The organism is Rhodoferax sp. LS1R11 (genome assembly GCF_056521395.1).
Genome location: NZ_JBWMAW010000017.1, coordinates 1 through 22,738, shown reverse-complemented (window position 1 = coordinate 22,738; position 22,738 = coordinate 1). Strand labels below are relative to the sequence as shown.

The following is a 22,738-nucleotide window of genomic DNA, read 5'->3' as shown; positions in this document are numbered from 1 at the left end:
TCAATCGCCAGCAGCGGGCGGTTCGGCTGGACGCAGCGCCTGACCCCAGGCGTCTTCAAACAAGAGTTCGTCCAGCGGGCAGCGCTGCGCCCAGCGCTCCTTCTGCAGCATGGGCTCTTCGTAAAACGCAGGTACCGGCCCGATGCACAGCAAGGCGATCGGTTCAGCGCCGGGTGGCATCTGCAGCAGTTCAGCCACCGCCAGCGGGTCAAACAAGGACACCCAGCCCATGCCCAGCCCTTCAGCCCGCGCAGCCAGCCAGAGGTTCTGGATGGCGCAGGCCGCCGAGGCCAGATCCATCTGCGGCAGGGTGCGCCGGCCAAACACGTGCTTTTCACGTCCATCGGCCAAGGCCACGGCCCACACCTCGGCAGCGTCCAGCAGGCCCTCCACCTTGAGGCGCATGAAATCTTCCGCGCGCTCACCCAGGGCGTGGGCGGTCTGCACCCGCTCGTGCTCCACCAGCGCATGCAATTGAGTGCGCAATTCGCGCTGGGCCACCCGTACAAAGCGCCAGGGCTGCATGAACCCCACACTGGGGGCGTGGTGCGCGGCGGTCAGCAAACGCCGCATCACCTCGGGCGCGACCGTGCCCCCGGCAAAGTGGCGCATGTCGCGCCGCTCGAAGATGGCGCGGTACACCGCAGCGCGTTCGGCGGCGGAAAACATCAATCTTCAATCCCGCGCTGCGCCGGAATACCGGCCTTGAAGGCATGCTTGACCAGGGTCATCTCGGTCACGGTGTCCGCCAGCTCGATGATTTCGGGCGGGCAGCGCCGCCCGGTCAGCACCACGTGCACATGGGCGGGGCGGTTTTTGAGCGTCTCCAGCACATCGTCCAGCGGCATCCAGCCGTAGATCAGCGGGTAGGTAATTTCGTCCAGCGTGACCATGAAGTAGTCGCCGCTCATGATGGCGGCCCTGGCCTTTTGCCACCCCAAGCGCGCCAGCTGTGCAGAGTGCTCCAGGTCCTGGCTCTTCCAGCTGAAGCCGTCGCCCAGGCCTTCAATCGGAATCCCGATCTGCTCGAACATGCGGTGCTCGCCAAAGCGGGCGCTGGGCACTTTCATGAACTGGAAAATCTTGACCGCCTTGCCGCGACCGTGGGCGCGCAGCGCCAGGCCAAACGCGGCCGTGCTTTTGCCTTTGCCATCCCCCGTGTTGACGATGACAATGCCGCGCCGTTCGCCCTCCGGCTTCTCGTAAGGCTTTTCGCTGGGAGGGGTCTCAACTTGCATGGGTCGCTTTCTTTGTACTTTCAGGGGAGCCAATTGGGGTCAGATTCCAATTAATTTCAGGAAAGATGGGGCACCGTTTTGGGCAGCGCCACCCACTGGTCCCCCAAGGCGTGAATGGCGATGCGGTGCTCAAACACCGCCTCCAGCGCGCGGTGGGTATTGGGGTCTTCACACGCGCCCTGGTGTGTCACCCGGCCCCGGGCCATGATGACCATCTGGTCGGCATGCAAGGCAAACGAAATTTCGTGCAACACGCTCACCACCGTCTTGCCCTGCCCGATGAGGGCGCGCACCACGCCCAGCCAGTCGGCCTGGTGCGGCGGGTCCAGGTTGGCCAGCGGTTCGTCCATCAGCAGCACGTCAGCCTGCACCGCCAGGGCACGGGCCAGCAGCACACGCTGGCGCTCGCCGCCCGACAAATGCCCCAGCGTGCGGCTGCGCCAATCCCAGGCCTGGGTGGCGCGCAAGGCGTTTTCGACCGCGGCATGGTCGGCCGGGCTGGGCGGCGCCAGCCAGGCCTGGTGCGGCAAACGGCCCAGCATGGCGACGTCCCACACGGTCAAATCATCGCCCGTGGCCTCGTTCTGTCCCAGCCACGACAACTGCTGCGCACGCTGACGGCCGGGCAGTTTCTCCAGCGGCTGGCCCAGCAGGGTGACCTTGCCCGACGCCTTCAGCAAGCCCGCCAGCACCTTGAGCAAGGTCGATTTACCGGCGCCGTTGGGGCCCACGATGCTGCTCCAGCAGCCTCGCGGCAAGGCCAGGTCAATGCCATGCAAGACCTCGGCATTTCCGAGGCTGGCCCTGATGGAGCTTGCGCCAATAGCGATTGAATGAATAGCATCAGTCATAAGCCCGCCCCGGACGAGACGCGGGTGCTGCGGTGCATCAGCCACAGCAGGTAGCCGCCACCCAGCACCGCCGTGAGCACACCCACGGGCAGCTCCTGCGGCGCAATCAGCCAGCGGGCCAGGGTGTCCGCCGCCATCAGCAAAACGCCGCCCATCAGGCTGGAGAGAAAAATCAGTCGGCCATGCGTGGTCTTGGTGATCGACCGCACCAGGTGCGGCGACGCCAGGCCGACAAACGCAATCAGGCCGGTTTGCGCCACCGCAGTGCCCGTGGCCAGTGACATCACCACCACCAGCGCCGTTCGCATGGGTGCCAAGGGCAGGCCCAGGCTGGCGGCCGTGGCCTCGCCCAGCGAGAGGCCGTCGAGCACATTGCTGAGCATCCAGGCCACGACCATGCACACCAGCCAGACCGCCCCCATCAACAGGCAAGCCGTCCAGCCCACAAAGCCGGTGCTGCCCAAGTCAAAAGCGCGCATGGCCTGCATGACCTCGGGGGACAACAGCGTGGTGAGCGAGGCCAATGCCCCCAACACCACGCCCACAATCACCCCGGACAGCAGCAGGCGCAAGGTGTGCTGCACGCCTTTGGCGAGCAGCAGCGTCAACAGCACGGCGCCAACGGCGCCCACAAAAGCAGCCCCCGTCAAACCGAGGCGAACGACCCACTGCGTCGCAAAGGGCGACACCCCCAGCAACACCAGCGCCACGGCCACACCCAACGACGCGCCGGACGCACTGCCCAGCAGAAAAGGGTCCGCCAGCGGGTTGCGAAACAGGCCCTGCGCCACCGCGCCGGCAAAGCCCAGCAGGGCCCCGGCCGCCCACGCGCCCAGGGTGCGTGGCAAGCGGATGTCCCCGACAATCTGCATCGCCACCGGGTCACGCCAGCTGTTCAACACGCTGTCAAACCCGGTGCTGCCCACACTGGCCCCCAGCAGCAGCAACAGCGCGCACATGACGAGCAAACCCAACGCCAGCCAGGCAGCCACGCGCTGCGGGTGCAGGACTGACTTCAAGGTGCGGTCCTCGTCCTGGCCCCTGTGCGCAGCAGGCACTGCGCCATCAGGCGCGCACCTTCCGCCATGCGTGGCCCGGGACGGACAACCACATCAGACTCAGCCACCGTGAAAATGCACACGTGCCGCTCCTTCATGGCGCGGATGCCACCCCAACCCGGACGCCCTTCCATGCCCGTGTAATTGCGGTCACCCACCATGATCACGTCGGGATTGGCCCGCACGATGAACTCAGGGTTGAGTTTGGGAAACGGCCCCAGCTTGGCCGGCACGATGTTTTGCGCCCCCAAACGCGCAAGCGTTTCACCGATGAAAGACGTCTCCCCTGCCGCATAGGGCGCCGGGTTGACCTCAAAGTACACCCTTGTGGATTTGACCGCGGCGGGCAACGACTGCGCAGCCGCCTGAACGCCCGCGTCAATCACCCGCCAGACACGAGCCGCGTCGGGCACGTCCAGCAACTGGCCCACTTTGCCCAGCACACGCTGGACATCGGCGTGCGTTTTGGGTTCCAGCGCCACCACCTTGATGCCCAGCGCCTGCAACCGGTCACCCGCGCGGGACGAGGTGGCCATCAACACCACGTCGGGCTTGAGCGCCACGATGGCCTCGATATTCGGGTCCAGGCCACCGCCCACTTGCGGCAGGCTGCGCACCGCCTCGGGGAAGTTGGAATACCGGTCCACCCCCACCAGACGCTGACACTGCCCCAGCTCGCACACGGTCTCGGTCAGCGACGGCAGCAGGCTCACGATGCGCTGCGGCGTCTTGGCAAAGTTGACCACGACACCGCGGTCATCCGTCACCTGCAGGGCATGGGCGGCGCTGGTGGCCATCAGGGCGGCAGCCAAGGCCAGGAACACAGTTTTCATGAAGCATCTTTCAAAGTCAGGGGCAAGCCCGCCGCCATCAGCGTCACCCGCGCGCACACCCGGGCCACGTCCTGGTTGAGCCGCCCGAGCGCGTCGACAAAGGCGCGAACCTCGGCGCCCATCGGGATCACACCCAGGCCAATCTCGTTGCCTACCAGCACCACCGGTCCGGGCGCGGCCTGAATAGCTCCTAAAAGCATAGCTACCTCCGCACGGTCCACCTGGGCTAGAGCCGTATTTTGTTTAAATTCCGGGTCCATCGGCATTCGCGTGTTGGTCAGCCACAGCGTGAGGCAATCCACCACCACCAGCGTGTGGGCGCGGCTGTGTTGGGTGATGGCTGACCCCAGTGCCAGCGGTTCTTCCACCGTGTGCATGCCCGGCACCCGCTCGGCCCGGTCCGCCTGGTGGCGCGCAATGCGCTCGCGCATCTCCTCGTCCCAGGGCTGGGCGGTGGCAATCAGCACGGCGCGGTGCTCTGACGACGCCGTCAGCCAGGCGCGCGCCAACAGCTCGGCACGGCGCGACTTGCCGCTGCGCTGGCCGCCCAGAATGAACTCGCTGCGGGCGGGGTGCAAGACTTCATCCATGCTGGGCGCTCCATTGCATGACGATGCGGTGCAAGGCGGCCACGCCGTCCGTCAAGGCCGCGGGGCCGGGCTGCAGGATGTCGGGTGACTTGATCTCGAACAGTTGCTGGTGTTTGACCGCATTCACGTGCTCCCAGCCCGGGCGGGCAGCCACTTTTTCAGGCCTGAACTTTTTGCCGCACCAGGAGCCGATGATGATGTCGGGGTTGCGCCGCACAATCTCGGCACCGTCGGCAATGATGCGGTTCTTGCCCAGGGACTGGGTCGACAGTTCGGGAAAACAATCGTCCCCGCCCGCGATGCCCATCAGCTCCGACACCCAGCGAATGCAGCTGATGTGGGGTTCGTCCCATTCTTCAAAGAAGATGCGGGGGCGGCGCTTCAACGATGCAGCGGCCTCGGCAATGGTGGACAACTGCTGCTGCATGCCTTTAATCAAGGCCTGGCCCCGCTCGCCCTGCCCCACCATCGCGGCCACCTGGTACATCATGGAAAAAATCTCGGCCACGCTGCGCTGGTTGAACACCGTGACTTGCACGCCCTGGCGAATCAGGGCGGCGGCAATGTCAGCCTGCAAGTCGGAAAAGCCAAACACGCAATCGGGCTGCAAGTCCAGAATCTTGTCGATCTTGGCACTCAAAAAAGCGCTGACCCGCGGCTTCTCGGCCCGCGCCCGCGTGGGGCGCACGGTGTAGCCGGAGATGCCCACAATGCGCCGCTCTTCACCCAGCAGGTAGAGCCACTCCGTCGTCTCCTCCGTCAGGCACACGATGCGCTGCGGGCCTTGGGCAAAAGTAAAACGGTCAGTCATTCAAGTCTCCTGCAAAAAAAGCGCCGCCGTGGCCACCGGGCTGGATGCAAACCACGCGTGAAAATAACTGGCCCGAATGGAGCCGACTTCATATACCGCCTCGCCCGCCTCCGGCGTGGGTGCCAGGCTGGGCCGTGCGGTGCGCCAGCGGCCTGCCAGGGGGCTGGCGCAGGTGGAGTAGTGGAAGGTATGGCCACGCAACACCCCGTCGTCCATCGCCAGCTGTTGCGGGCCCAAGGCCGCCAGGCGCTTTTGCATCGTGACCGTGCCGGGCAACAAGCCCCATTGCGCGTGGGCTTGTCCATCCACCGTGACCAGGGTGTCAAACAACACCATCATGCCGCCACACTCGGCCCAGACCGGTTTGTGGCTCGCCACATGGGCCGCCAGACTGTCGCGCAGGGCGGTGTTGGCGGCCAGTCGCGCGGCATGCAGCTCGGGGTAGCCACCGGGCAGCCACACGGCATCACATTCGGGCAAAGCGGCATCTGCCAGCGGCGAGAAAAACACCAGCGTGGCGCCCAGGGCCTGCAAACAGTCCAGATTGGCGGCGTAGATAAAGCAAAAGGCGGCGTCGCGGGCAACAGCCACCGTGCGGCCGCCCAAAGGCAGGGCACTGGGGGTGGATGGGCGCTGGTCTTCGTGGTCGGAGAACGCCACGTTCCAGCGCTTCAAATCGTCCAGCGACATTTGCCCCAAAGGGGTTGCGGCCAGCGCATCGGCCGCAGTATCCAGCCGCGCCACCGCGTCCACCACCTCGCTGGCCACGGTGAGGCCCAGGTGACGCTCCGGCAGGCTCATGGCCGGGTTGCGCATGACCGCGCCCAGCCACTGCTCGGGCTCACGCACGCTATCCTTCAGCATCCCCGCATGGCGTTCACTGGCCACCCGGTTGGCCAGCACGCCCGCCCAGGGCAGACCGGGCCGGTAGTGCTGCAAGCCAAACGCCAGTGCGCCAAAGGTGCCTGCCATGGCGCCCGCATCAATCACGGCCAGCACCGGCAAACCAAAGCGCTGCGCCAGATCGGCGGCACTCGGGTCCCCGTCAAACAGGCCCATCACGCCTTCGACAAGGATGAGGTCCGCCTCAGCCGCGGCAGACGCCAGGCGCGTGCGGCAATCGGCCTCGCCAGTCATCCACAAGTCCATCTGGTGCACCGGCGCTCCACTGGCCAGCGTGTGCCAGTAAGGGTCCAGAAAATCCGGCCCGCATTTGAACACCCGCACCTTGCGGCCCTGGCGTGTGTGCAGCCGCGCCAAAGCCGCCGCCACGGTGGTCTTGCCCTGGCCGGAGGCGGGGGCGGCGATGAGGATGGCGGGGCAAAGCGTCATAACGTCAAAAAACTCAGAACTTGACGCGCAATGCAGCGGTGAAAGCACGCCCGGCTTCCGGGTAAATTCCATTGGTCACGCCTGCCGTGCACGTGAATGCCTGGGTGTAGTACTTGGCATCCAACAAGTTGTTCATGCCCAATGACAACTCAACATTGCGCAGTTGGTAGGCATAACGCGCATCCACTGTCGCGTAGCTGGGTATCGTGCATGCGTTGTTGTAATCCACGTGTTGGGACGAAACCCACACCACCCCGGCATTCACAGAATGCGCGGGCGCAGGACGCCAGTCTGTGCGCAATGCCAGGGTCGTACCGGCCACCAGCGGCACGTTTTTGCCGTTATGCGCGCCCTGGGTGAACTTTGCTTCACGAAGGCCGGCATTGACTTGCAAGCCCACTGTTTTGCTCAAGTCATGACGGGCTTCCAGCTCCAGGCCTTGACGCCGGGTAGGCTCAAAGTTCACATTGGCACCGAATCCGTTGAAGGAATTCACATTCGCCACAGTCGGGTCATATCCCAACTCATTGCTCAGGTTGTTCCTGTAGTAACGCAATTCAACCTGGCCGCCAGCGTATTTCCAGCGGCTACCCAACTCCACATCGCGTGACGTTTGTGGTTGCAACACTGCACCGGGCAAGGTAAAGCCCAGTTCATCAACATTAGCCAGACGATAGCTGCTGCCCACCCGGCCATAGACTGACCATTTCTCATTCAGAGGCTGGGTAATGCCCAACTCCCAGGCAGATTGGTCCTGATCGGTGCTGGCGTTGTAGGTATCGCTTTGTTTGATATTCTCGGACCGATAGCCTGCAGACAAGCGCGTACCGGAAGCAAGTGTCACCTGATCCTGAACATACAAAGCACTGCTTTTTTGCTGCGACACGGAACCAAAAGTCCCGGGCACCGTACGCTTCCAGTCTGACTGGTCATGCCCGAACGTCAACACGTTCCCAAGGCCGCCCAAGCGAGCTTCGTTTTTTGCCCGCAAGGCCAAGGTGTTGGCGTCAACGTCATAGCGGTACGTGGACACGCCACTGCTCAAGCTATCGAGGCTCTTGGTTCGTTGCCCGGCATCCAAGCCCACTTGCCATGCGCCCAATTCGGCGCTTGCAAACAATGTTTGACGGGTGTTTTTGATGGCCCCTGTTTTGGTGGGATTCGTTGTCTGCGTTGGGTTGGATTCGTATCGGGCGGCAGTCAACGAACCTGGCAATCCGCTGTCGAGCATGTCGTTGGCCTGACTGGCCCCCACACGCAACCAGTCATTGCTCCACTGCGCCTGCACCGAGTTACCCTCGACATCTGACTTGAAATTGTCACGGTGATTGTCAGCCTGGCGCTTATTAGCCGCCAGATCAAGCGAAAAACCACCCGATGCCAATGTGCCATTGGCTCGAACTTCGTTCAACCCGTAGCTGCCCGTTGCCGCATAAATTTCAGCAGAATTTTTGCGCTCTAATCCACGCCCTGCCTTGGTCGTAATCACGATCACCCCGCCGGTTGCCCCTTCGCCGTACAAGACAGAACCGCTGCCGCGCAACACTTCGATGCGCTCCACGGAATTGATCGCAATGCCTGCCAAGCGGCTACCGCTGGTATCGGCTTCATTGATTTTGATGCCGTCCACAACCACGACTTGATTGTTGCCTGCAGTCGTGCCAAAGCCGCGAAGATCCAAACCGTAGTCGCCGCCGCCGTAGAAGTCAACGCGGCCGGGAACGCCAAGCAGCTTGATCACGGCTTCGTTCACCGTAGATACGCCCGAGCGGGCAATATCGTCCTTCGTAATCACACTGACACCAAATGGCAAGGTAGCCGCTTCAGACTGAAAGCGCGTAGCTGCTACAACAACATCTTTCAGCGAGGGGGAAGTCTGACCCAGCGAGACACCAGGAAAGGCAGCAACAAGCGCGAGTGAAAAAGCGGACAGGGAATAGCGTGCATTGACACGCATGGGAAAAATACAGGTTTTCATGGAAATGAACAATCAACAAAAGCCGTCACCGTCGTCCCCGACAGCGCATTGGCGTCACGATTGAACGCAAGCGTGCAATCACCTTGTTGGCCGGTATCCGGGCTGGTGGAACAACCTCCATCGCCTTCCCAAACGCTTGTTCAAAACGTTCAGTGGCTGTGATGGAAGCAGAATCCGAAGATTCGTCCACTTACCGTTGCGGGGGCAGCGCAGGTTAGGTTTGCTGTTGCCAGCAGCACCCTCCTGCTTCCCGTTGAACTGCGGCGTGTGAACCACACCGCGAGCACCAACGTACGTATTTTACAGCCGGTTGCTGTCGCAAACCCTACAATGCTAGCCCTATGTCGAACCAATCCCAAATCGACCAAATCGCCGATCGTGTGGAGCGCCTGCTCGTCCGTTATGAAGAGTTGCAGCGCACCAACGCGCTGCTCAACACCCAGGTCGAAGCCATCACCCAAGAGCGCGACTCACTCAAATCCCGACTCGGTGCCGCCCGTGCGCGCGTTGACGCGCTGCTTGAACGCTTGCCGGAAGCGACCATTGACAGTATGAAAAAAGGCTCGGCATGAAGCAACTCGAAGTTCAAATCATGGGGCAAAGCTATTTGCTTGGCTGCCCCGACGGCGGTGACTCTCGCCTGCTGGAAGCCGTTGAACGTGTGGACACAGCCATGTGCAAGATCCGCGACGGTGGCAAGGTGAAGGCGCGTGACCGCATCGCCGTGCTGGCAGCCCTCAACCTGGCTTTTGACGTGGCCGACAAAAGTGCGACATCTACAGCAACCACAAGCTCAACTCGCCCGGCCAGCCAGGAATCGACAACAATCCACCGCGATTCGGATACCCATGGTGATTTACTGCTGACATCACTCCTGGAGCGGCTTGATGTTGCGCTCGGCGATGACGGCCGCCTCATTTGATTTTCAAGGTTTTTGTTTCTTTGTCGCGCCTTCTCGCTCTACAATATTCTCTGTCTGCAGTGCACGCCGGGCTTTATATTTCTTGAACCAATGCTCTTTGAGCCCGGGCTTGGAACATCGCTGGTCAAGCGTGACCATCTCGCGTTAGATGGACCCAATGTCCAGCTGACCTCGCCCACCTGAACCCCGGTTCAGGATGCCGGTCCGGTGGCACTTGCAGACACCTACCTTCTTCCCCCTATGACTATTGAAATCCTGCTGATTGCCCAACTTGCGCTACTGGGCCTCGGTACTGGTTTTCTGGCGGGTCTGTTGGGTATCGGGGGCGGCATGCTGATGGTCCCATTCATCACTATCATCCTGTCAGGTCGGGGAGTTGGACCAGACCTCTCCGTCAAGATGGCCATTGCCACCTCCATGGCAACCATCCTCTTCACCTCTTTGTCCAGCGTACGTGCACACCATCAACGAGGCGCGGTTCGCTGGGACTTGGTCAAGGCGCTGGCGCCTGGCATCGTTTTAGGCGGCATGGTGGCCAGCCTCGGTGTTTTCGCTATTCTCAAAGGCTCATGGCTGGCCTTGTTTTTTGCAGCGTTTGTCAGCTTTTCGGCAACCCAAATGTTTCTGGACAAAAAGCCTGCGCCCACACGACAAGTGCCCGGCACCAGTGGCTTGCTGGGTGCAGGCGGCGTGATCGGCTTTCTATCAGGCCTGGTGGGCGCTGGGGGCGGTTTCGTGAGCGTGCCGTTCATGACTTGGTGCAATGTGGCCATTCACAACGCGGTAGCCACCTCTGCGGCACTTGGATTTCCAATTGCGCTGGCCAATGTGGTTGGCTACGTCATCGGTGGTTTGCATTTGAAAAACCTTCCACCCTATTCATTTGGCTATATCTGGTTGCCAGCCCTGGCAGTGATTGCCACCTGCAGCGTGTTAACGGCACCACTGGGAGCCAAGGCGGCACATCAGTTGCCAGTGAGGCAACTCAAGCGTGTTTTCGCAAGTATTCTGTACCTGCTGGCCACCTACATGCTCTACAAAGGCCTCACGACTTTGTGACCGAATACTGTTTACGTCAGCACGTTAACTTGACGTCGACCAGCATACGCAATAAGTCTTCGGGTTGACACAAGCCAGTGCCCCCGCTGAGCAGCGCAGCGGAACCTGCCGCAACGCCATAGCGGAAGGATTCGCGTAGATCCATACCCCGAGAAAGTGCCCACACCATGGCGCCGACAAAGCTGTCTCCAGCACCAATCGCGCCAATTACCTTGACAGGCAAAGCGGGAGAGAAGAAGGAGCCCTCATCGGAGATCAACCATGCGCCCCCCTCCCCCAACGACAGTACAACAACTTTGGCTTTCCCTTGCGCCACCAATTGTTCGGCAGCATGCTTCCATTCGAGCTCGGTTTCAAGCGGTTGCCCAACCAGTTCACGCAATTCGCGCAGACTGGGCTTGACAAGGTAAACACCCTCCTCCAGCGCCGCCGCCAAGGCCGGCCCAGAAGAATCCAACACCACTTTGGCTCCGGATGCCTTCGCCAACCTTGCCAACCGGGCATAGAAATCATTGGGAACACCAGGCGGTAAGCTGCCACTGATCACAACATACCGCGCTGGTGTCTTAAGATTGGCAATGTAGTGAAGAACCGATTGCCACTCTTCAAATGACAAGGCCGGCCCTGGCAGCACGAATCGAAACTCATGCCCAGTCAAATTCTCAATGACTGAAAAACTCTCACGGGTTTCGCCAGCGATGGCAATGCAAACGCTGTTGATACCTTCTTCACCCAACAATTGCTTGAGCAGCTGACCATAAACGCCACCAGCAGGGTACAGCGCCACACAGCTTCCTTGCAAGCGGTGCACCACGCGTGCCACGTTGATGCCTCCACCTCCCGGGTGTCGCTGTGAAACACCGCACCTGATTTTGTGCGTAGGGATGACCTGGTCTGCCGAAGTCGCAATATCAACAGCAGGATTCATGGTGACGGTAAGAATGTCGTTCATGCTCGTACGAGAATATCATGGCGACCGACCGAAAAAGCAGCAATGATTGACGCAAACGAAAAAGGCCTGATCTAACGATCAGGCCTTTTAATTTTGGTGGGATGTGCGGGGGTCGAACCCACGACAAACGGATTAAAAGTCCGCTGCTCTACCAACTGAGCTAACATCCCTTAACAACAGCATTAAATTAATTTAACATATGTTGCCAAGCCTCAAATTATAGCGTTATTTTTCGCGCCTTTTTCAGAAGGCTTTAGAAATTTTGTCGATGACCCATCCAGCAGCGCACTGTCCAAACGTGGCAGTCACGCTGACCACTGAACCATAGCCATGACAGTTGAGCGATCCGTCGCCTTCCATTACACAAGAAGCGTCAGGCGCCTGAATAGCTTCTCTGCTGAACACACAAGACAAACCAATCGTCTTCCCTTCGCGAGGTGCACCAAACTCCTTGCGCAGACGGTAGCGCACTTGGGCAAGCAAAGGGTCGTGCGTCACTTGGGCCAAATCATCAATATCCACCAAATGAGCATGACGTTTTCCACCGGCTGCGCCAACGGTCACGAACAGGGATTTCGTGGCTCGCGCCCAAACAGCCATGGCAGTCTTCGCGGTAATTTGATCACACGCATCAACGACAGCGGTCACGCCCTCAGGCAGCAGTGCAGGCCAATTGGCAGGCTCGACAAAATCTTCTATGCACGTCACATCACACGCAGGGTTGATTGCCAGAATACGGTCACGCATAGCCAGTACTTTGGCTTGGCCAAGCGTTGAATCAACCGCATGAATCTGGCGATTGATATTCGACTCTGAGACATGATCCAAATCGACAAGTGTGAGACGCCCTACTCCGCTACGGGCCAAAGCTTCGACAGTCCAAGAGCCAACCCCCCCGATACCGACAATGGCCACATGCGCCGCACGGATGCGTTGTGCACCCAGCACACCATACAGCCGTGCCAAGCCGCCAAATCGTCGGTCAGGGTTTATGTCAGCCGCTGTTAGCTCGGCATTCATCACTGCTGGGGGTAGTTCGGTTGTCTGCATTCGTCAATGAGCGTTTGCTCAAAGCTATTTGAGATTTGCAAGTCTCTCTTTGGCAGCCACGGCCGCTTCCGACTTGGGATAGACTTTGATCAAGTCATCAAGTGTCTTGCGTGCGCCACGGGCATCTTTGAGCTCGACTTGGCAATTGGCGATGGACAACACTGCTTCCGGTGACCGTAGGTGATCAGGCTCTTTCGACACAAGAGCGCGAAAATTGCTCATAGCCTCTTTATAGTCACGTGTAGCGTATTGGGCATTGCCGAGCCAAAACAAGGCCGAAGGCCCGTATCCACTTTGGGGATAGCGCCTCAAAAAGTCCACAAAAACGGTTTGTGCTGCCGCGAAATCACCTTTTCTGAAAATGGCCAACGCAGCATCGTAGTCACGTTTTTCAGTAGGCTCTGTCAAAAATTCGCGCCCATCCACCGTGACTTTGACGGGCTCAAATTGCCGCAACCTGTCATCAACACCTTGCGCAATATCTTTTTGTCGCCTCTGCATATCTGCAACGTCACGTGCCAATTGCTCATTGCCCCCCCTGAGCTTGGCCATGTCCGCACGCAGAGTCTCAATCTGGTTCTGAAGGTCGAGCAGGCTACGCCGTAACGAGGCGTTTTCCTCACTGGCGCGACCTGCACTTTGGGTGGACTCCAGACGAACCGCATCAACACGCTGACGCAAATCAAGAATCGCTTTTCGGGCTTCCTCGTCATCAAACAGCCCGGCACCAGCACCAGCAGCACTCAAACAGAGCAACACAGTCATTGCTGTTCGATGAATAGCTCTCATCGCATTTGCCTCCCGATACCTCATCGGTAGCTGATCTCAGCGCGGCGATTTTTGGCCATCGCGTTTTCATCGCTGCCTTGCACTGCAGGCTTCTCCTTGCCAAAACTGACGGCCTCCACCTGACTATCGGCGACACCCAGCAAGCCCAAGGCCCTGCGGACGGATTCAGCGCGCTTTTGGCCCAATGCCAGGTTGTATTCACGCCCGCCACGCTCGTCTGTATGTCCCTCAATGGCCACTTTTCGCATTTTCTCTACTTTGAGATTTCGCGCATGAGCCTCTATCACGGACTGAAACTCAGGTTTAATCACAAAGCTGTCATAGTCGAAATACACGATGCGCGAACCCGCTGGAGCGGCGGCATCCTGGCCTGACTTGCCAATATCCAACGACTTCACGCCGCTTTGCCCGACGGCACCGCCTGAGTTCTCTGAACCCTGCTGGGAAACAGACATTCCAGTTTTATCCTCAACAGGCACATCATCCAGCTTCACCGAAGAGGCACACCCAGCCATCAACGCCGTGGTACACAGAACCAGCCATAGTTTTTTCATCATTGTCATCCTCAAAAGATTATTGTTTCAGGAACGGGCCCCAGGCCGGCTCCCGTATATCACCACCCTGGCCGTTCAAACGGGCTTTCAGTTTGCCGTCCAACGTGGTTGTCATCAGTGCTTCACGCCCTTGCTGCTGCGTCGCATAAACGATCAGGCGCCCGTTTGGCGAGAAACTGGGGCTTTCGTCGGCCGATGAATCCGTGATCGAATTCACCGTACCGCTTGCAAGCTCCATCACATGCAATTTAAAGGCTCCGCCCAAACGTGAGATATAGGCCAGCCACCGGCCGTCCGGGCTAACCGCCGGGGAAATGTTGTAGCTACCCGCAAAGGTCACGCGATCCACGCTGCCACCGACCGCGGACATCCTGTAAATCTGCGGAGACCCACCACGATCGCTGACAAAGTACATGCTTTTGCCGTCCGGCGTGTAGACAGGTTCTGTATCAATACTGCTGGACTGCGTCAACCGGCGCGGCTCGCCACCTCCCGCATCGATTGCGTACAGCTGGGACCCACCATCGCGGCTTAGTGTCATGGCCAGCGTACGCCCATCTGGCGACCAGGCTGGCGCGCTATTCGATCCCCTGAAATTCGCGATGAGGCGACGTTTTCCACTGTCAATATCATGCGTGTAAACCACCGGCTTACGCGATTCAAACGACACATAGGCCAACTGATTGCCGCTTGGAGACCAAGCCGGTGAAATAATTGGCTCAGAACTTGCCAACGCAGACTGGGCATTTTCACCATCGGCATCCGCAACCCACAACTGATATCGCTGACCCGCCTTGGTGATGTAGGAGATACGTGTAGAAAAAACACCTTTCTCGCCCGTCAATTTTTCATAAATGAAATCTGAAATGCGATGGGCAGCCAAACGTAAATCCGCTTGGGCAACGGGGTAACTTTGCCCACCCAAATCCTGCCCGCTTACAGCGTCCCATAACCGAAATCGAACATCATATCGCCCATCAGACAAGCGGGTAATGCTTCCCGAAGCGAGTGAATCTGCACCTTTTTTCCGCCACGACGGGAGGTCTGGCCTGGAAACCTCGTCCAACGCAGCACCAGAGGCGTCTACACCACGGAACTGACCACTGCGCTCCAAGTCCGCCTGAATGATGGCGCTGATTTTTTGAGCTGACTGGTCTTCACCGCGGAAGGCCGCCACCGCAATTGGCAGCTGTGTCAACCCCACACCAGAGACCTCGACGCGGAACTGGGCACTTGCCGAGAAAGAAAGGACGAAAGACAGGAGGAAAAAAGAAATTCTTGTAATGGTGTTGCTCATCTTGGGATCACATGTTTTTTCACATCAATTCAGCTTAGTGACGACGATATCAGTCTCGAGACGGGCATCGTCAACACCTTTATCAGCACGGACAATTCCCGACCGCATCCGTTGAGTGACTAAATTTCGATTCGATAGTTCATTGTTTCGACTGTTTTCCTTGTGCCACAAATGATAAACCTCAGAAGCACAGAAACCATTCTTCCTTTGTACGCCAGCATGATGAAGACGTAACACCAAGTCAGCGTCTTCGTGTCCCCAGCCCTGAAAGGACTCGTCAAATCCATTGACCCGCAGGAAGTCATCACGCCAAACACCAAAATTGCAGCTTCTGATTTTCTTCCACCGAAAGTGCCGTTCTTTTCTGAACGGCGCGCTTGACCAGTGGAGCAAGTGGAGCAACTTGTTGGAGTCACCTGACAAGCGCCAGCGAAACCAATCCTGCCACCGAGCTTGCTGTAAATCGACACCCATTGTCAGCACGCTGCGCGTCAGGGACTCACTCAGCAGCACACGATTGCCGTTAACAAAGAACCCCTGTTCGCGCAACTGTTCATGCGACACCACAAAGTGTTGATTGGGTATGCAGTCACCATCGAGAAAAACCAAATAGTCTGCCTCGCTTTGAACGGCAGCCATATTTCTTGCACGTGAGGCTGTAAAACCGATATCCGGGTGCCAGACATGTCTAACCGAGCACTTGAACTTCGGTAAGCCTTCAATAAGCGCTTTAACAGAAGTTGGCCCAGATCCGTCGTCAGCAATCAAAACCTCATGCCCTTCACCGCACTGAGCGGCAAGACCATGAAGTACCTGCGTTAGCGCATCGGGGCGGTTATATGTCAGGACAATAAACGCAGTCTTCACAACTTATGCACACCTGGGTTAACAGGCTGCGATCGAATCATCAACCAGCGTTTCGCGTAGCGGTAGTAAGTTCCTTCAGCGTTCGATATGGCCAAGGCCAAACCCAACTGGCCGTCCAAAAACCCAAAGCGCAAGAAATAGGTACGAAAGAACGCCCAAACACCATGTCCGATTGCACTCCACAAGCTTGCTGACCGGCCCTTTCTTGCCATCCCTGCAGCCCCCGCCGTTGAGTAACGATTGACCTTGTCAAGCACAGACTCAAAACTCGGAAAGCTCAGGTGCACCAAGGGCGTATTGAGTCTCCCAATTGGACCCGCGGCAACCAGACGTTCATGAACCAGATCATCAGAGAACCGTGCTGAATCCCGGCGAAACAAACGAACGACGACATCCGGTTGCCATCCGGAATGCTTCATGAATTGACCACAATAACTTGAAAGCCGGGGAAAACCATAAACATCACGTGCGGAAGAAGCAGCAATGGTAGACAAGATTTCCTCCCGCAAGGCGGGTGGAACCCGCTCGTCCGCGTCTATCGACAAAACCCATTCACCACTGGCCAATGCAAGCACCCTGTTTTTCTGAGGGCCGAAACCAGGCCAGTCCTCTGTTACAGCAACTTTGGCGCCAAGCGCCCTGGCAATGTCCGCCGTGCCGTCAGTGCTGGCATTGTCCAGCACAATCACTTCGTCTGCGAAGTCAAGACTGTGCAGACAATCAGCGATATTGGCACTCTCATTGCGGGTGATGATGATGACGGAGAGGCGCATAGGTAGGGCGGGAGTGTAGCAAGTTGCCGTCATAATACGGCCGCTGCCTGCCACTTAGGACGGCTCCAAATCACTTTTGGCAGAGCCGAAAGCTTTGAACACATTCACTGATGCCGAAAACAACGTCCCCCAGCAACCGAGAACTGTACGTCCGACTCTTGAGTTATGTACGGCCGTATTGGAAGGCGCTTGCATTGGCTGTGCTGGCCATGGCGGGAACAGCGGCTACTGAACCGGTCTTTCCGGCAATTCTCAAGTATTTGCTTGACAAAGGAATCCAGACGCAAGACACACGCACGGTGTGGCTGGTTCCATCCGGCATCGTCTTGCTATTTTTGGTGAGAGGCATCCTGACGTTTTGCACAAGTTATCTGATGACGTGGATTTCTACCCGAGTGATCACCGATCTGCGGCGCGAAATGTTCGCCAAAATTCTTGTTCTGCCTACTCAGGTGTATCACGATCAATCATCAGGCAAATTGATCTCACGTCTGCTCTATGACGTCAACAATGTCGGTGAAGCAGCGACAAGCGTGCTGGTCACGCTCGTGCGGGAATCCCTCACTGCGGTCGCGCTCATCGCCTATTTGCTTTACCTTGACTGGAAATTCACATTGGTCACGCTGGCCATCGGTCCGATCATTGCATTCATCGTCAAAGCATTCGGGCAACGCATACGCAATGCGAGTCGCATGAGTCTGGAGTCGATACGACAAATCGCGCACTCCATAGAAGAGACCGTTGTTGCCCACAAAGTGATCAAGATTTTTGGCGGACAAGCCCAGCAAACCGAACGATTCCGAATCGATACTGAGCGCTTCAGGCGCGCGATGATGCGTGAGGCCATTCCCGCTTCAGCCATGACGCCCATCACCCATATGGCAGCCTCAGTGGCCATCGCCATCATCACTTTTTTGGCGCTAAGTCAAACCATGGGAAACGCGGGGGCGTCCGCAGGCGGATTCGTATCATTCATTACATCAATGCTTCAGCTGATTTCGCCGATCAAGCAGCTTACAGGCGTCAACGCGACCCTACAACGCGGACTGGCTGCGAGCGAAAGCGTTTTTGCGCTTCTTGACACCCCTGCAGAGGCTGACCCCGGTGCAACAAGAATAGATCGCGTCAAAGGTAATATTGAGTTTGAGCACATCAGCTTCAAGTATCCGGGCTCAGAACGCCTGGCGCTCGATGACATAAGTTTCCATATTGCCGCGGGGCAAACCGTTGCACTGGTTGGTGCATCTGGCGGAGGAAAAACGACCATAAGCGCTCTAATTCCTCGTTTCTATCGAAGCACCATGGGTCACATTCGGATTGACGGTATGGACATCAACAACCTGTCCTTGACCAGCTTACGCCAAAACATTGCATTGGTCAGTCAAGACATTGTCCTGTTCAATGATTCGATTGAAGCCAATATTGCATTCGGATCCCGCGACACGAGCAGCCGGGAAGATGTCATCAGGGCCGCGCAAGCTGCCAACGCCTGGGATTTCATTGCTCAGTTGCCAGAAGGGCTCGACACACCAATCGGTGAAAACGGCGCGAAGCTGTCAGGCGGACAACGTCAACGCATCGCCATTGCCAGAGCCATCCTCAAGAACGCCCCAATTCTTATCCTTGACGAGGCGACCTCGGCGCTAGACACAGAGTCTGAAAGGCAAGTGCAATCGGCGCTCATGCATCTGATAAAAAATCGTACGACACTCGTTATTGCCCATCGACTCAGCACCATCGAAAAAGCCGACTGCATATTGGTTTTGGACCAAGGGAAAATTGTTGAATCAGGGACACACACCGAGTTACTGAATAGCGGTGGCTACTATGCCAATTTGAGTCAAATGCAGACATGAAGATTCCGATTTTGATGTACCACCAAATTGACGTGTCACCCCCAAAGGGCACGCCGTTGCGTGGGCTGGTTGTCTCACCCGGCTCGTTTGCGCGACAAATGCTATTGCTGAAAATATTGGGTTACAAAGGCCTGTCAATGCGCGACCTCGAGCCCTATATCAAGGGCCAGAAAGAGGGCAAAGTGGTTGGAATCACATTTGACGATGGCTATAAGAACAATCTTACGAATGCTCTTCCGACATTGATGAAACAGGATTTCACTGCCACCTGCTATGGGGTCAGTAGCATGATTGGCGGCACCAACAGCTGGGACCGCGACATCGGCGTGGAGCAAAAACCATTGATGACAAACCATGATTGGCGAACTTGGGCATCGGCTGGTATGGATATCGGGTCACATACCAAGACGCATGCAGACCTTACCTTGCTCGACATTGATGAGTCCTTCGACCAGATCGCAAACTCAAAACAAGAAATGGAAAATGCGCTGGGATCTGAAGTAAGGCACTTTTGTTATCCCTACGGCCGATTCAATAATGCGCACAAGGAAATGGCAAAAAAAGCGGGTTACATCACTGCAACAACAACTCGTCGTGGCCGCGTGCACTCCGGCGACGACGAATTTTCACTGAACCGAAGCATGGTTGCCCGCGCCACGAATCTTGCCTTGTTTATGGCAAAAATCATGACTGAATATGACGACCGACGTCGATAGAAATCTCGAACGATTTTTCAAAATAAAAACAAATTTTCCTCAAGAGTCAGAATTCCGATGACACCATTCGTACTCTATTGCAAGAGCTATAGGACTGACCTGAAACGAGTCATCCGTTTGGCTGAATCAGTTCAGCGATTCAATACAGACAAACTGCCTTTCTACATTTCTGTACCTGATGATGATTTTGATCTATTCAAAAAGCAACTAACCGGTCTAGATGCGGAAATCCTTTCGGATCAAGCAATTCTCCGAGCCTCGCCTCACATTAATTCGAGTCAACTGGATCAGATGCCAGGCAACCTGTCGCAGCAGGTCATCAAGTCCGAATTCTGGCGATTAGATCTTGCCGCCGCCTATTTCTGCATCGATTCCGATTCAATATTTATCAGGCCATTCTTTTTATCCGAATTTATTTCAAATGAAGGCACTCCATATACCGTAATAGACGAAGGACAAACTCTTCTGGAGGATGCCTTACGCCACAGAAAAGAAAGAGTTTTGTCCGACTTCAAAAATGAAGCAAAGAAATTTCAAGGAATCTTCAACCGAGTTGGGCGAGCATATAGCTTTGGACCTTTCCCACTGGTCTGGCATCGTGCAGTTTGGGAAAGTTTGGACCAGCAGTACCTTCAGCCCAACGGCCTGAGCTTCGCTGACGCAATTCAAATTGCGCCAGTTGAATCTCGCTGGTATGGCGAAGCTCTCCTAAAATACAACGCCATTCCGTTGATGCCTTGTCAGCCATTCTTTAAGGTGTATCACTATGCATGGCAACTTGATCAAGATCTTCGTGCGAGGGTTGATGTGGAGAAATTGGCGCAAATATATAGCGGCGTCATCTATCAATCAGCGTGGGAGCGCTCAATGGACTGGCCCCGTGAAGGTGGAAGCTCACTCTCAATGGTAGGTCGCCGCATAAGGCGGCGATTGGGGCGAATCTAACCGAGCCCATTCTTACTCAAAAAATGAGCGGAAGATCCTTGCAATGCAGCTATTGACAATTTTCATACTGTGCCATAACAGGCCCGATGACGCCAAAAAAGCAATTTTGTCTGCGATCGGTCAAACTGATTCAGGGTACTGCTTGACGATATCAGACAACTCTACCAACGAAGAGGTTAAATGCCTTGTCGAAAGTGAATTTTCAAATATTAGATATATCAAGCGAACCCCTAATCTTGGGGCCCTTGAACACTTCAATACGTGTATCAATGAATCAAAAAGTGATTACTTTTGCCTTTTTCATGATGACGACGTATTGGAATCCAGTTTTGTTCAGGAAGTCAAAAAAGCAATTTATAGCTATCCAAATGCAATCGCAATTGGATGTAATGCTCACATTGAGCGCTTCGGAAAATTAGAATTAAAACCATCCTTCTCTTCCATATCCAGCTACGAAATAATTGATTCACCACGTAATTTAGCCACTCGATATTTTGCAAAATCTCAATCTGGAATTGCTCCATTCCCAAGTTACATATACAACAGGAAATTGATAAATAAAAATAGATTCCCTTTGGATGGCGGAAAATACTCAGACGTTACCTGGCTGCTGGAACTCGCCAAAAAAGAACGTATTGTTTGGATAAACAAGCGATTGCTCACGTATCGTTTGCATGCCAGCAATGATGGAAATATAGAATCTCGGCGTGATCGCCTCAAATTCTTGGCATACCTCAAAAGTAACACGAAGACATTCAGCAATGAGATTCTGGCGATGTATCGCTTCAGCTTCATTTACAAGAATATTGCGAAAATAAATCAGGATAAGAATCCCATGCGTAATATTATTGCGAATGGATTTTCAAAAAAATATCGATGCACTCGCATGTCTAGGCTGGAGTACTACAAATCCGCACTCATACGCGTAATAAATAAGTGGTTGTCCAAAAAATGATTTACGGGAATATTTTTGCTGATGGACATAGTGGCAACTCGCTATTCGCTGAAGAAGACAAGATTCACCAATTTAATCCAACAAAAACACCCAGACTACTTCGTCAAGAATTCCTTAGTCAGGGAATTGAACTTAATACACCAGATGTAAACATTGGACGAAACGTTTCATTTGATTTGCATCTGGAAGGAAGATTTATTTCGGATAAAAAAGATTTCCAGTATTTAATTGCACTGGAAAATCCAAACATCAATCGACTTAACGAAAATCAGGAATTTTGCAAACAATTCTCAGCAGTATTTGCATGGGATTCCAGATTATTTACTCTTCAAAATGTTATCCCAATACTCATACCATACCCATTTGAGCTGCAGAACTCTCCCGCATTCCATGAGCGCAGTATATTTAGTTGCCTGATCAACGCCAATAAGGCTTTTAAAAAAAATACTCCGTCAGATCTGTACATTGAACGCCTAAATACAATTCGCTGGTACGAACTCAATGCGCCTAGACAGTTCGCGCTTTACGGTATGGGCTGGGATAAATCAACGCCGGCATACACATTTTCAGGTAAGTTATACCGCAGCATTTCACGAATTCAAACCATAATATTTGGAAAAATGCCGTTCCCAAGCTATCGCGGCAAAACAACAGACAAAAGCGAAGTCTTGCGCAACAGCAAATTTTCATTTTGCTACGAGAATAGCCGCAACTTGTCTAACTATATAACGGAAAAAATATTTGACTGCCTCGTGAATGGTTGCGTTCCTATCTACTGGGGTGCAGACAATGTGAGGGAACATATTCCAGAAGACTGTTTCATAGATAGAAGAAATTTCAAAAATACTGAAGAAGTTCATAAATTCTTACTTTCCATAGACAGTCAAGAGTATGAAAAATATCAATTCGGAATTTCCAGATTTCTTACTAGTGAAAAGGCGAAGGAGTTCAGTTCAAGCCACTTTGCATCCACCGTTGTCGACCATATTGGCAGAGATGTCAATGGGGCATCATTCGCAAGAGAAGTAATTCAGCAAATGGAAAGCACTCAATGATAGTTGTCATACTAGCCGGTGGATTGGGCACACGAATCAGTGAAGAGACCAATGTAAAGCCCAAGCCAATGATCGAAATAGGAGGCAAGCCCATCCTCTGGCACATCATGAAGATGTACTCCCATCACGGCATCAATGACTTCATCGTGTGCTGTGGCTACAAAGGCTATGTCATCAAGGAATATTTCGCCAACTACTTCTTGCACATGTCGGATGTCACCTTCGACATGAGCAAGAACAGCATGGAAGTCCATCAA

The 22,738-nt window shown here is 55.6% G+C and carries 25 protein-coding genes, 1 tRNA gene, 1 other RNA gene and 1 riboswitch; of the genes, 10 read left to right on the top strand and 17 right to left on the bottom strand.

The genetic code is table 11. The features are described from left to right. The 9 genes from bluB to AC097N_RS17515 are packed head-to-tail and all read right to left on the bottom strand — an operon-like array spanning position 1 to position 8,691. A complete protein-coding gene (bluB, locus tag AC097N_RS17555) occupies positions 1-669 on the bottom strand; it encodes a 5,6-dimethylbenzimidazole synthase (protein WP_479583355.1) in 669 nt (222 codons plus the stop codon). After that, entirely contained in the window at positions 669-1,238 is a 570-nt protein-coding gene (cobO, locus tag AC097N_RS17550) for a cob(I)yrinic acid a,c-diamide adenosyltransferase (RefSeq protein WP_479583354.1), read from the bottom strand. Before cobO ends, bluB begins: the two co-directional genes overlap by 1 nt. 56 nt (positions 1,239-1,294) lie before the next feature. Continuing rightward, positions 1,295-2,089: an ABC transporter ATP-binding protein gene (locus AC097N_RS17545; RefSeq protein ID WP_479583353.1), complete on the bottom strand. Its 795-nt coding sequence runs from the start codon at positions 2,087-2,089 to the stop codon at positions 1,295-1,297. Beyond that, positions 2,086-3,048, bottom strand: a complete 963-nt coding sequence (locus AC097N_RS17540; RefSeq protein ID WP_479583420.1) for a FecCD family ABC transporter permease — start codon at positions 3,046-3,048, stop codon at positions 2,086-2,088. Before AC097N_RS17540 ends, AC097N_RS17545 begins: the two co-directional genes overlap by 4 nt. Positions 3,049-3,104: 56 nt before the next feature. After that, positions 3,105-3,980 (bottom strand): ABC transporter substrate-binding protein, encoded by an 876-nt coding sequence (locus tag AC097N_RS17535; protein WP_479583352.1) that lies wholly within the window; start codon positions 3,978-3,980, stop codon positions 3,105-3,107. Further along, positions 3,977-4,570, bottom strand: coding sequence for a bifunctional adenosylcobinamide kinase/adenosylcobinamide-phosphate guanylyltransferase (locus tag AC097N_RS17530; protein WP_479583350.1), 594 nt, complete (start codon positions 4,568-4,570; stop codon positions 3,977-3,979). The genes AC097N_RS17535 and AC097N_RS17530 overlap by 4 nt, the downstream gene beginning before the upstream one ends. Beyond that, a complete protein-coding gene (locus tag AC097N_RS17525) occupies positions 4,563-5,381 on the bottom strand; it encodes an ABC transporter substrate-binding protein (protein ID WP_479583348.1) in 819 nt (272 codons plus the stop codon). Before AC097N_RS17525 ends, AC097N_RS17530 begins: the two co-directional genes overlap by 8 nt. After that, positions 5,382-6,713, bottom strand: coding sequence for a cobyrinate a,c-diamide synthase (locus AC097N_RS17520; protein WP_479583346.1), 1,332 nt, complete (start codon positions 6,711-6,713; stop codon positions 5,382-5,384). It abuts the gene before it with no gap. A 13-nt stretch (positions 6,714-6,726) separates the two neighbouring features. After that, on the bottom strand, positions 6,727-8,691 hold the full coding sequence (locus AC097N_RS17515) for a TonB-dependent receptor (protein ID WP_479583343.1): 1,965 nt from the start codon (positions 8,689-8,691) through the stop codon (positions 6,727-6,729). Between the two features lie 71 nt (positions 8,692-8,762). Then, a riboswitch (cobalamin riboswitch) is annotated at positions 8,763-8,997 on the bottom strand. 35 nt (positions 8,998-9,032) lie between these two features. On the opposite strand from AC097N_RS17515, the gene AC097N_RS17510 reads away from it, so the two are divergent. The 4 genes from AC097N_RS17510 (at position 9,033) to AC097N_RS17495 (ending at position 10,672) form a co-directional block, all read left to right on the top strand. Further along, positions 9,033-9,263 carry a DUF904 domain-containing protein gene (locus tag AC097N_RS17510; RefSeq protein ID WP_479583341.1) on the top strand — a complete coding sequence of 77 codons (231 nt, stop codon included), beginning with the start codon at positions 9,033-9,035 and terminating at the stop codon, positions 9,261-9,263. Continuing rightward, positions 9,260-9,613, top strand: coding sequence for a cell division protein ZapA (locus AC097N_RS17505; protein ID WP_479583338.1), 354 nt, complete (start codon positions 9,260-9,262; stop codon positions 9,611-9,613). Before AC097N_RS17510 ends, AC097N_RS17505 begins: the two co-directional genes overlap by 4 nt. A gap of 48 nt (positions 9,614-9,661) precedes the next feature. Continuing rightward, positions 9,662-9,840, top strand: a non-coding RNA gene (gene ssrS / locus AC097N_RS17500) — 6S RNA. A 13-nt stretch (positions 9,841-9,853) separates the two neighbouring features. Further along, the gene (locus AC097N_RS17495) at positions 9,854-10,672 is read left to right on the top strand and encodes a sulfite exporter TauE/SafE family protein (RefSeq protein WP_479583335.1); all 819 of its coding nucleotides are present in this window, start codon (positions 9,854-9,856) and stop codon (positions 10,670-10,672) included. 16 nt (positions 10,673-10,688) lie between these two features. On the opposite strand, the gene AC097N_RS17490 is transcribed toward AC097N_RS17495, so the two are convergent. From AC097N_RS17490 to AC097N_RS17455, 8 genes are all read right to left on the bottom strand, one after another. Then, entirely contained in the window at positions 10,689-11,624 is a 936-nt protein-coding gene (locus tag AC097N_RS17490) for a 1-phosphofructokinase family hexose kinase (protein WP_479583333.1), read from the bottom strand. A 94-nt stretch (positions 11,625-11,718) separates the two neighbouring features. After that, positions 11,719-11,794: transfer RNA gene (locus tag AC097N_RS17485), tRNA-Lys, on the bottom strand. Positions 11,795-11,867: 73 nt separating this feature from the next. Beyond that, entirely contained in the window at positions 11,868-12,644 is a 777-nt protein-coding gene (locus AC097N_RS17480; protein WP_479583330.1) for a tRNA threonylcarbamoyladenosine dehydratase, read from the bottom strand. A 54-nt stretch (positions 12,645-12,698) separates the two neighbouring features. Beyond that, the gene (gene ybgF / locus AC097N_RS17475; protein WP_479583328.1) at positions 12,699-13,439 is read right to left on the bottom strand and encodes a tol-pal system protein YbgF; all 741 of its coding nucleotides are present in this window, start codon (positions 13,437-13,439) and stop codon (positions 12,699-12,701) included. Positions 13,440-13,483: 44 nt separating this feature from the next. After that, positions 13,484-14,020, bottom strand: coding sequence for a peptidoglycan-associated lipoprotein Pal (pal, locus tag AC097N_RS17470; RefSeq protein WP_479583326.1), 537 nt, complete (start codon positions 14,018-14,020; stop codon positions 13,484-13,486). Positions 14,021-14,036: 16 nt separating this feature from the next. Further along, a complete protein-coding gene (tolB, locus tag AC097N_RS17465; RefSeq protein WP_479583324.1) occupies positions 14,037-15,314 on the bottom strand; it encodes a Tol-Pal system beta propeller repeat protein TolB in 1,278 nt (425 codons plus the stop codon). Between the two features lie 24 nt (positions 15,315-15,338). After that, positions 15,339-16,181 (bottom strand): glycosyltransferase family 2 protein, encoded by an 843-nt coding sequence (locus AC097N_RS17460; protein ID WP_479583322.1) that lies wholly within the window; start codon positions 16,179-16,181, stop codon positions 15,339-15,341. Beyond that, positions 16,178-16,954 (bottom strand): glycosyltransferase family 2 protein, encoded by a 777-nt coding sequence (locus AC097N_RS17455; RefSeq protein WP_479583320.1) that lies wholly within the window; start codon positions 16,952-16,954, stop codon positions 16,178-16,180. The genes AC097N_RS17460 and AC097N_RS17455 overlap by 4 nt, the downstream gene beginning before the upstream one ends. Before the next feature lie 110 nt (positions 16,955-17,064). On the opposite strand from AC097N_RS17455, the gene msbA reads away from it, so the two are divergent. From msbA to AC097N_RS17425, 6 genes are all read left to right on the top strand, one after another. Continuing rightward, the gene (gene msbA, locus AC097N_RS17450; RefSeq protein ID WP_479583317.1) at positions 17,065-18,810 is read left to right on the top strand and encodes a lipid A export permease/ATP-binding protein MsbA; all 1,746 of its coding nucleotides are present in this window, start codon (positions 17,065-17,067) and stop codon (positions 18,808-18,810) included. Continuing rightward, complete coding sequence (locus AC097N_RS17445) at positions 18,807-19,526, top strand: polysaccharide deacetylase family protein (protein WP_479583315.1); 720 nt, start codon at positions 18,807-18,809, stop codon at positions 19,524-19,526. The genes msbA and AC097N_RS17445 overlap by 4 nt, the downstream gene beginning before the upstream one ends. Positions 19,527-19,583: 57 nt before the next feature. Beyond that, on the top strand, positions 19,584-20,471 hold the full coding sequence (locus AC097N_RS17440; protein WP_479583313.1) for a DUF6492 family protein: 888 nt from the start codon (positions 19,584-19,586) through the stop codon (positions 20,469-20,471). Between the two features lie 43 nt (positions 20,472-20,514). Continuing rightward, the gene (locus AC097N_RS17435) at positions 20,515-21,426 is read left to right on the top strand and encodes a glycosyltransferase family 2 protein (RefSeq protein WP_479583312.1); all 912 of its coding nucleotides are present in this window, start codon (positions 20,515-20,517) and stop codon (positions 21,424-21,426) included. After that, on the top strand, positions 21,423-22,481 hold the full coding sequence (locus AC097N_RS17430) for a glycosyltransferase family 10 domain-containing protein (protein ID WP_479583310.1): 1,059 nt from the start codon (positions 21,423-21,425) through the stop codon (positions 22,479-22,481). The genes AC097N_RS17435 and AC097N_RS17430 overlap by 4 nt, the downstream gene beginning before the upstream one ends. Then, a partial coding sequence (locus tag AC097N_RS17425) for a sugar phosphate nucleotidyltransferase (protein WP_479583309.1) occupies positions 22,478-22,738 on the top strand: 261 nt, incomplete at its 3' end. The genes AC097N_RS17430 and AC097N_RS17425, both read left to right, overlap by 4 nt.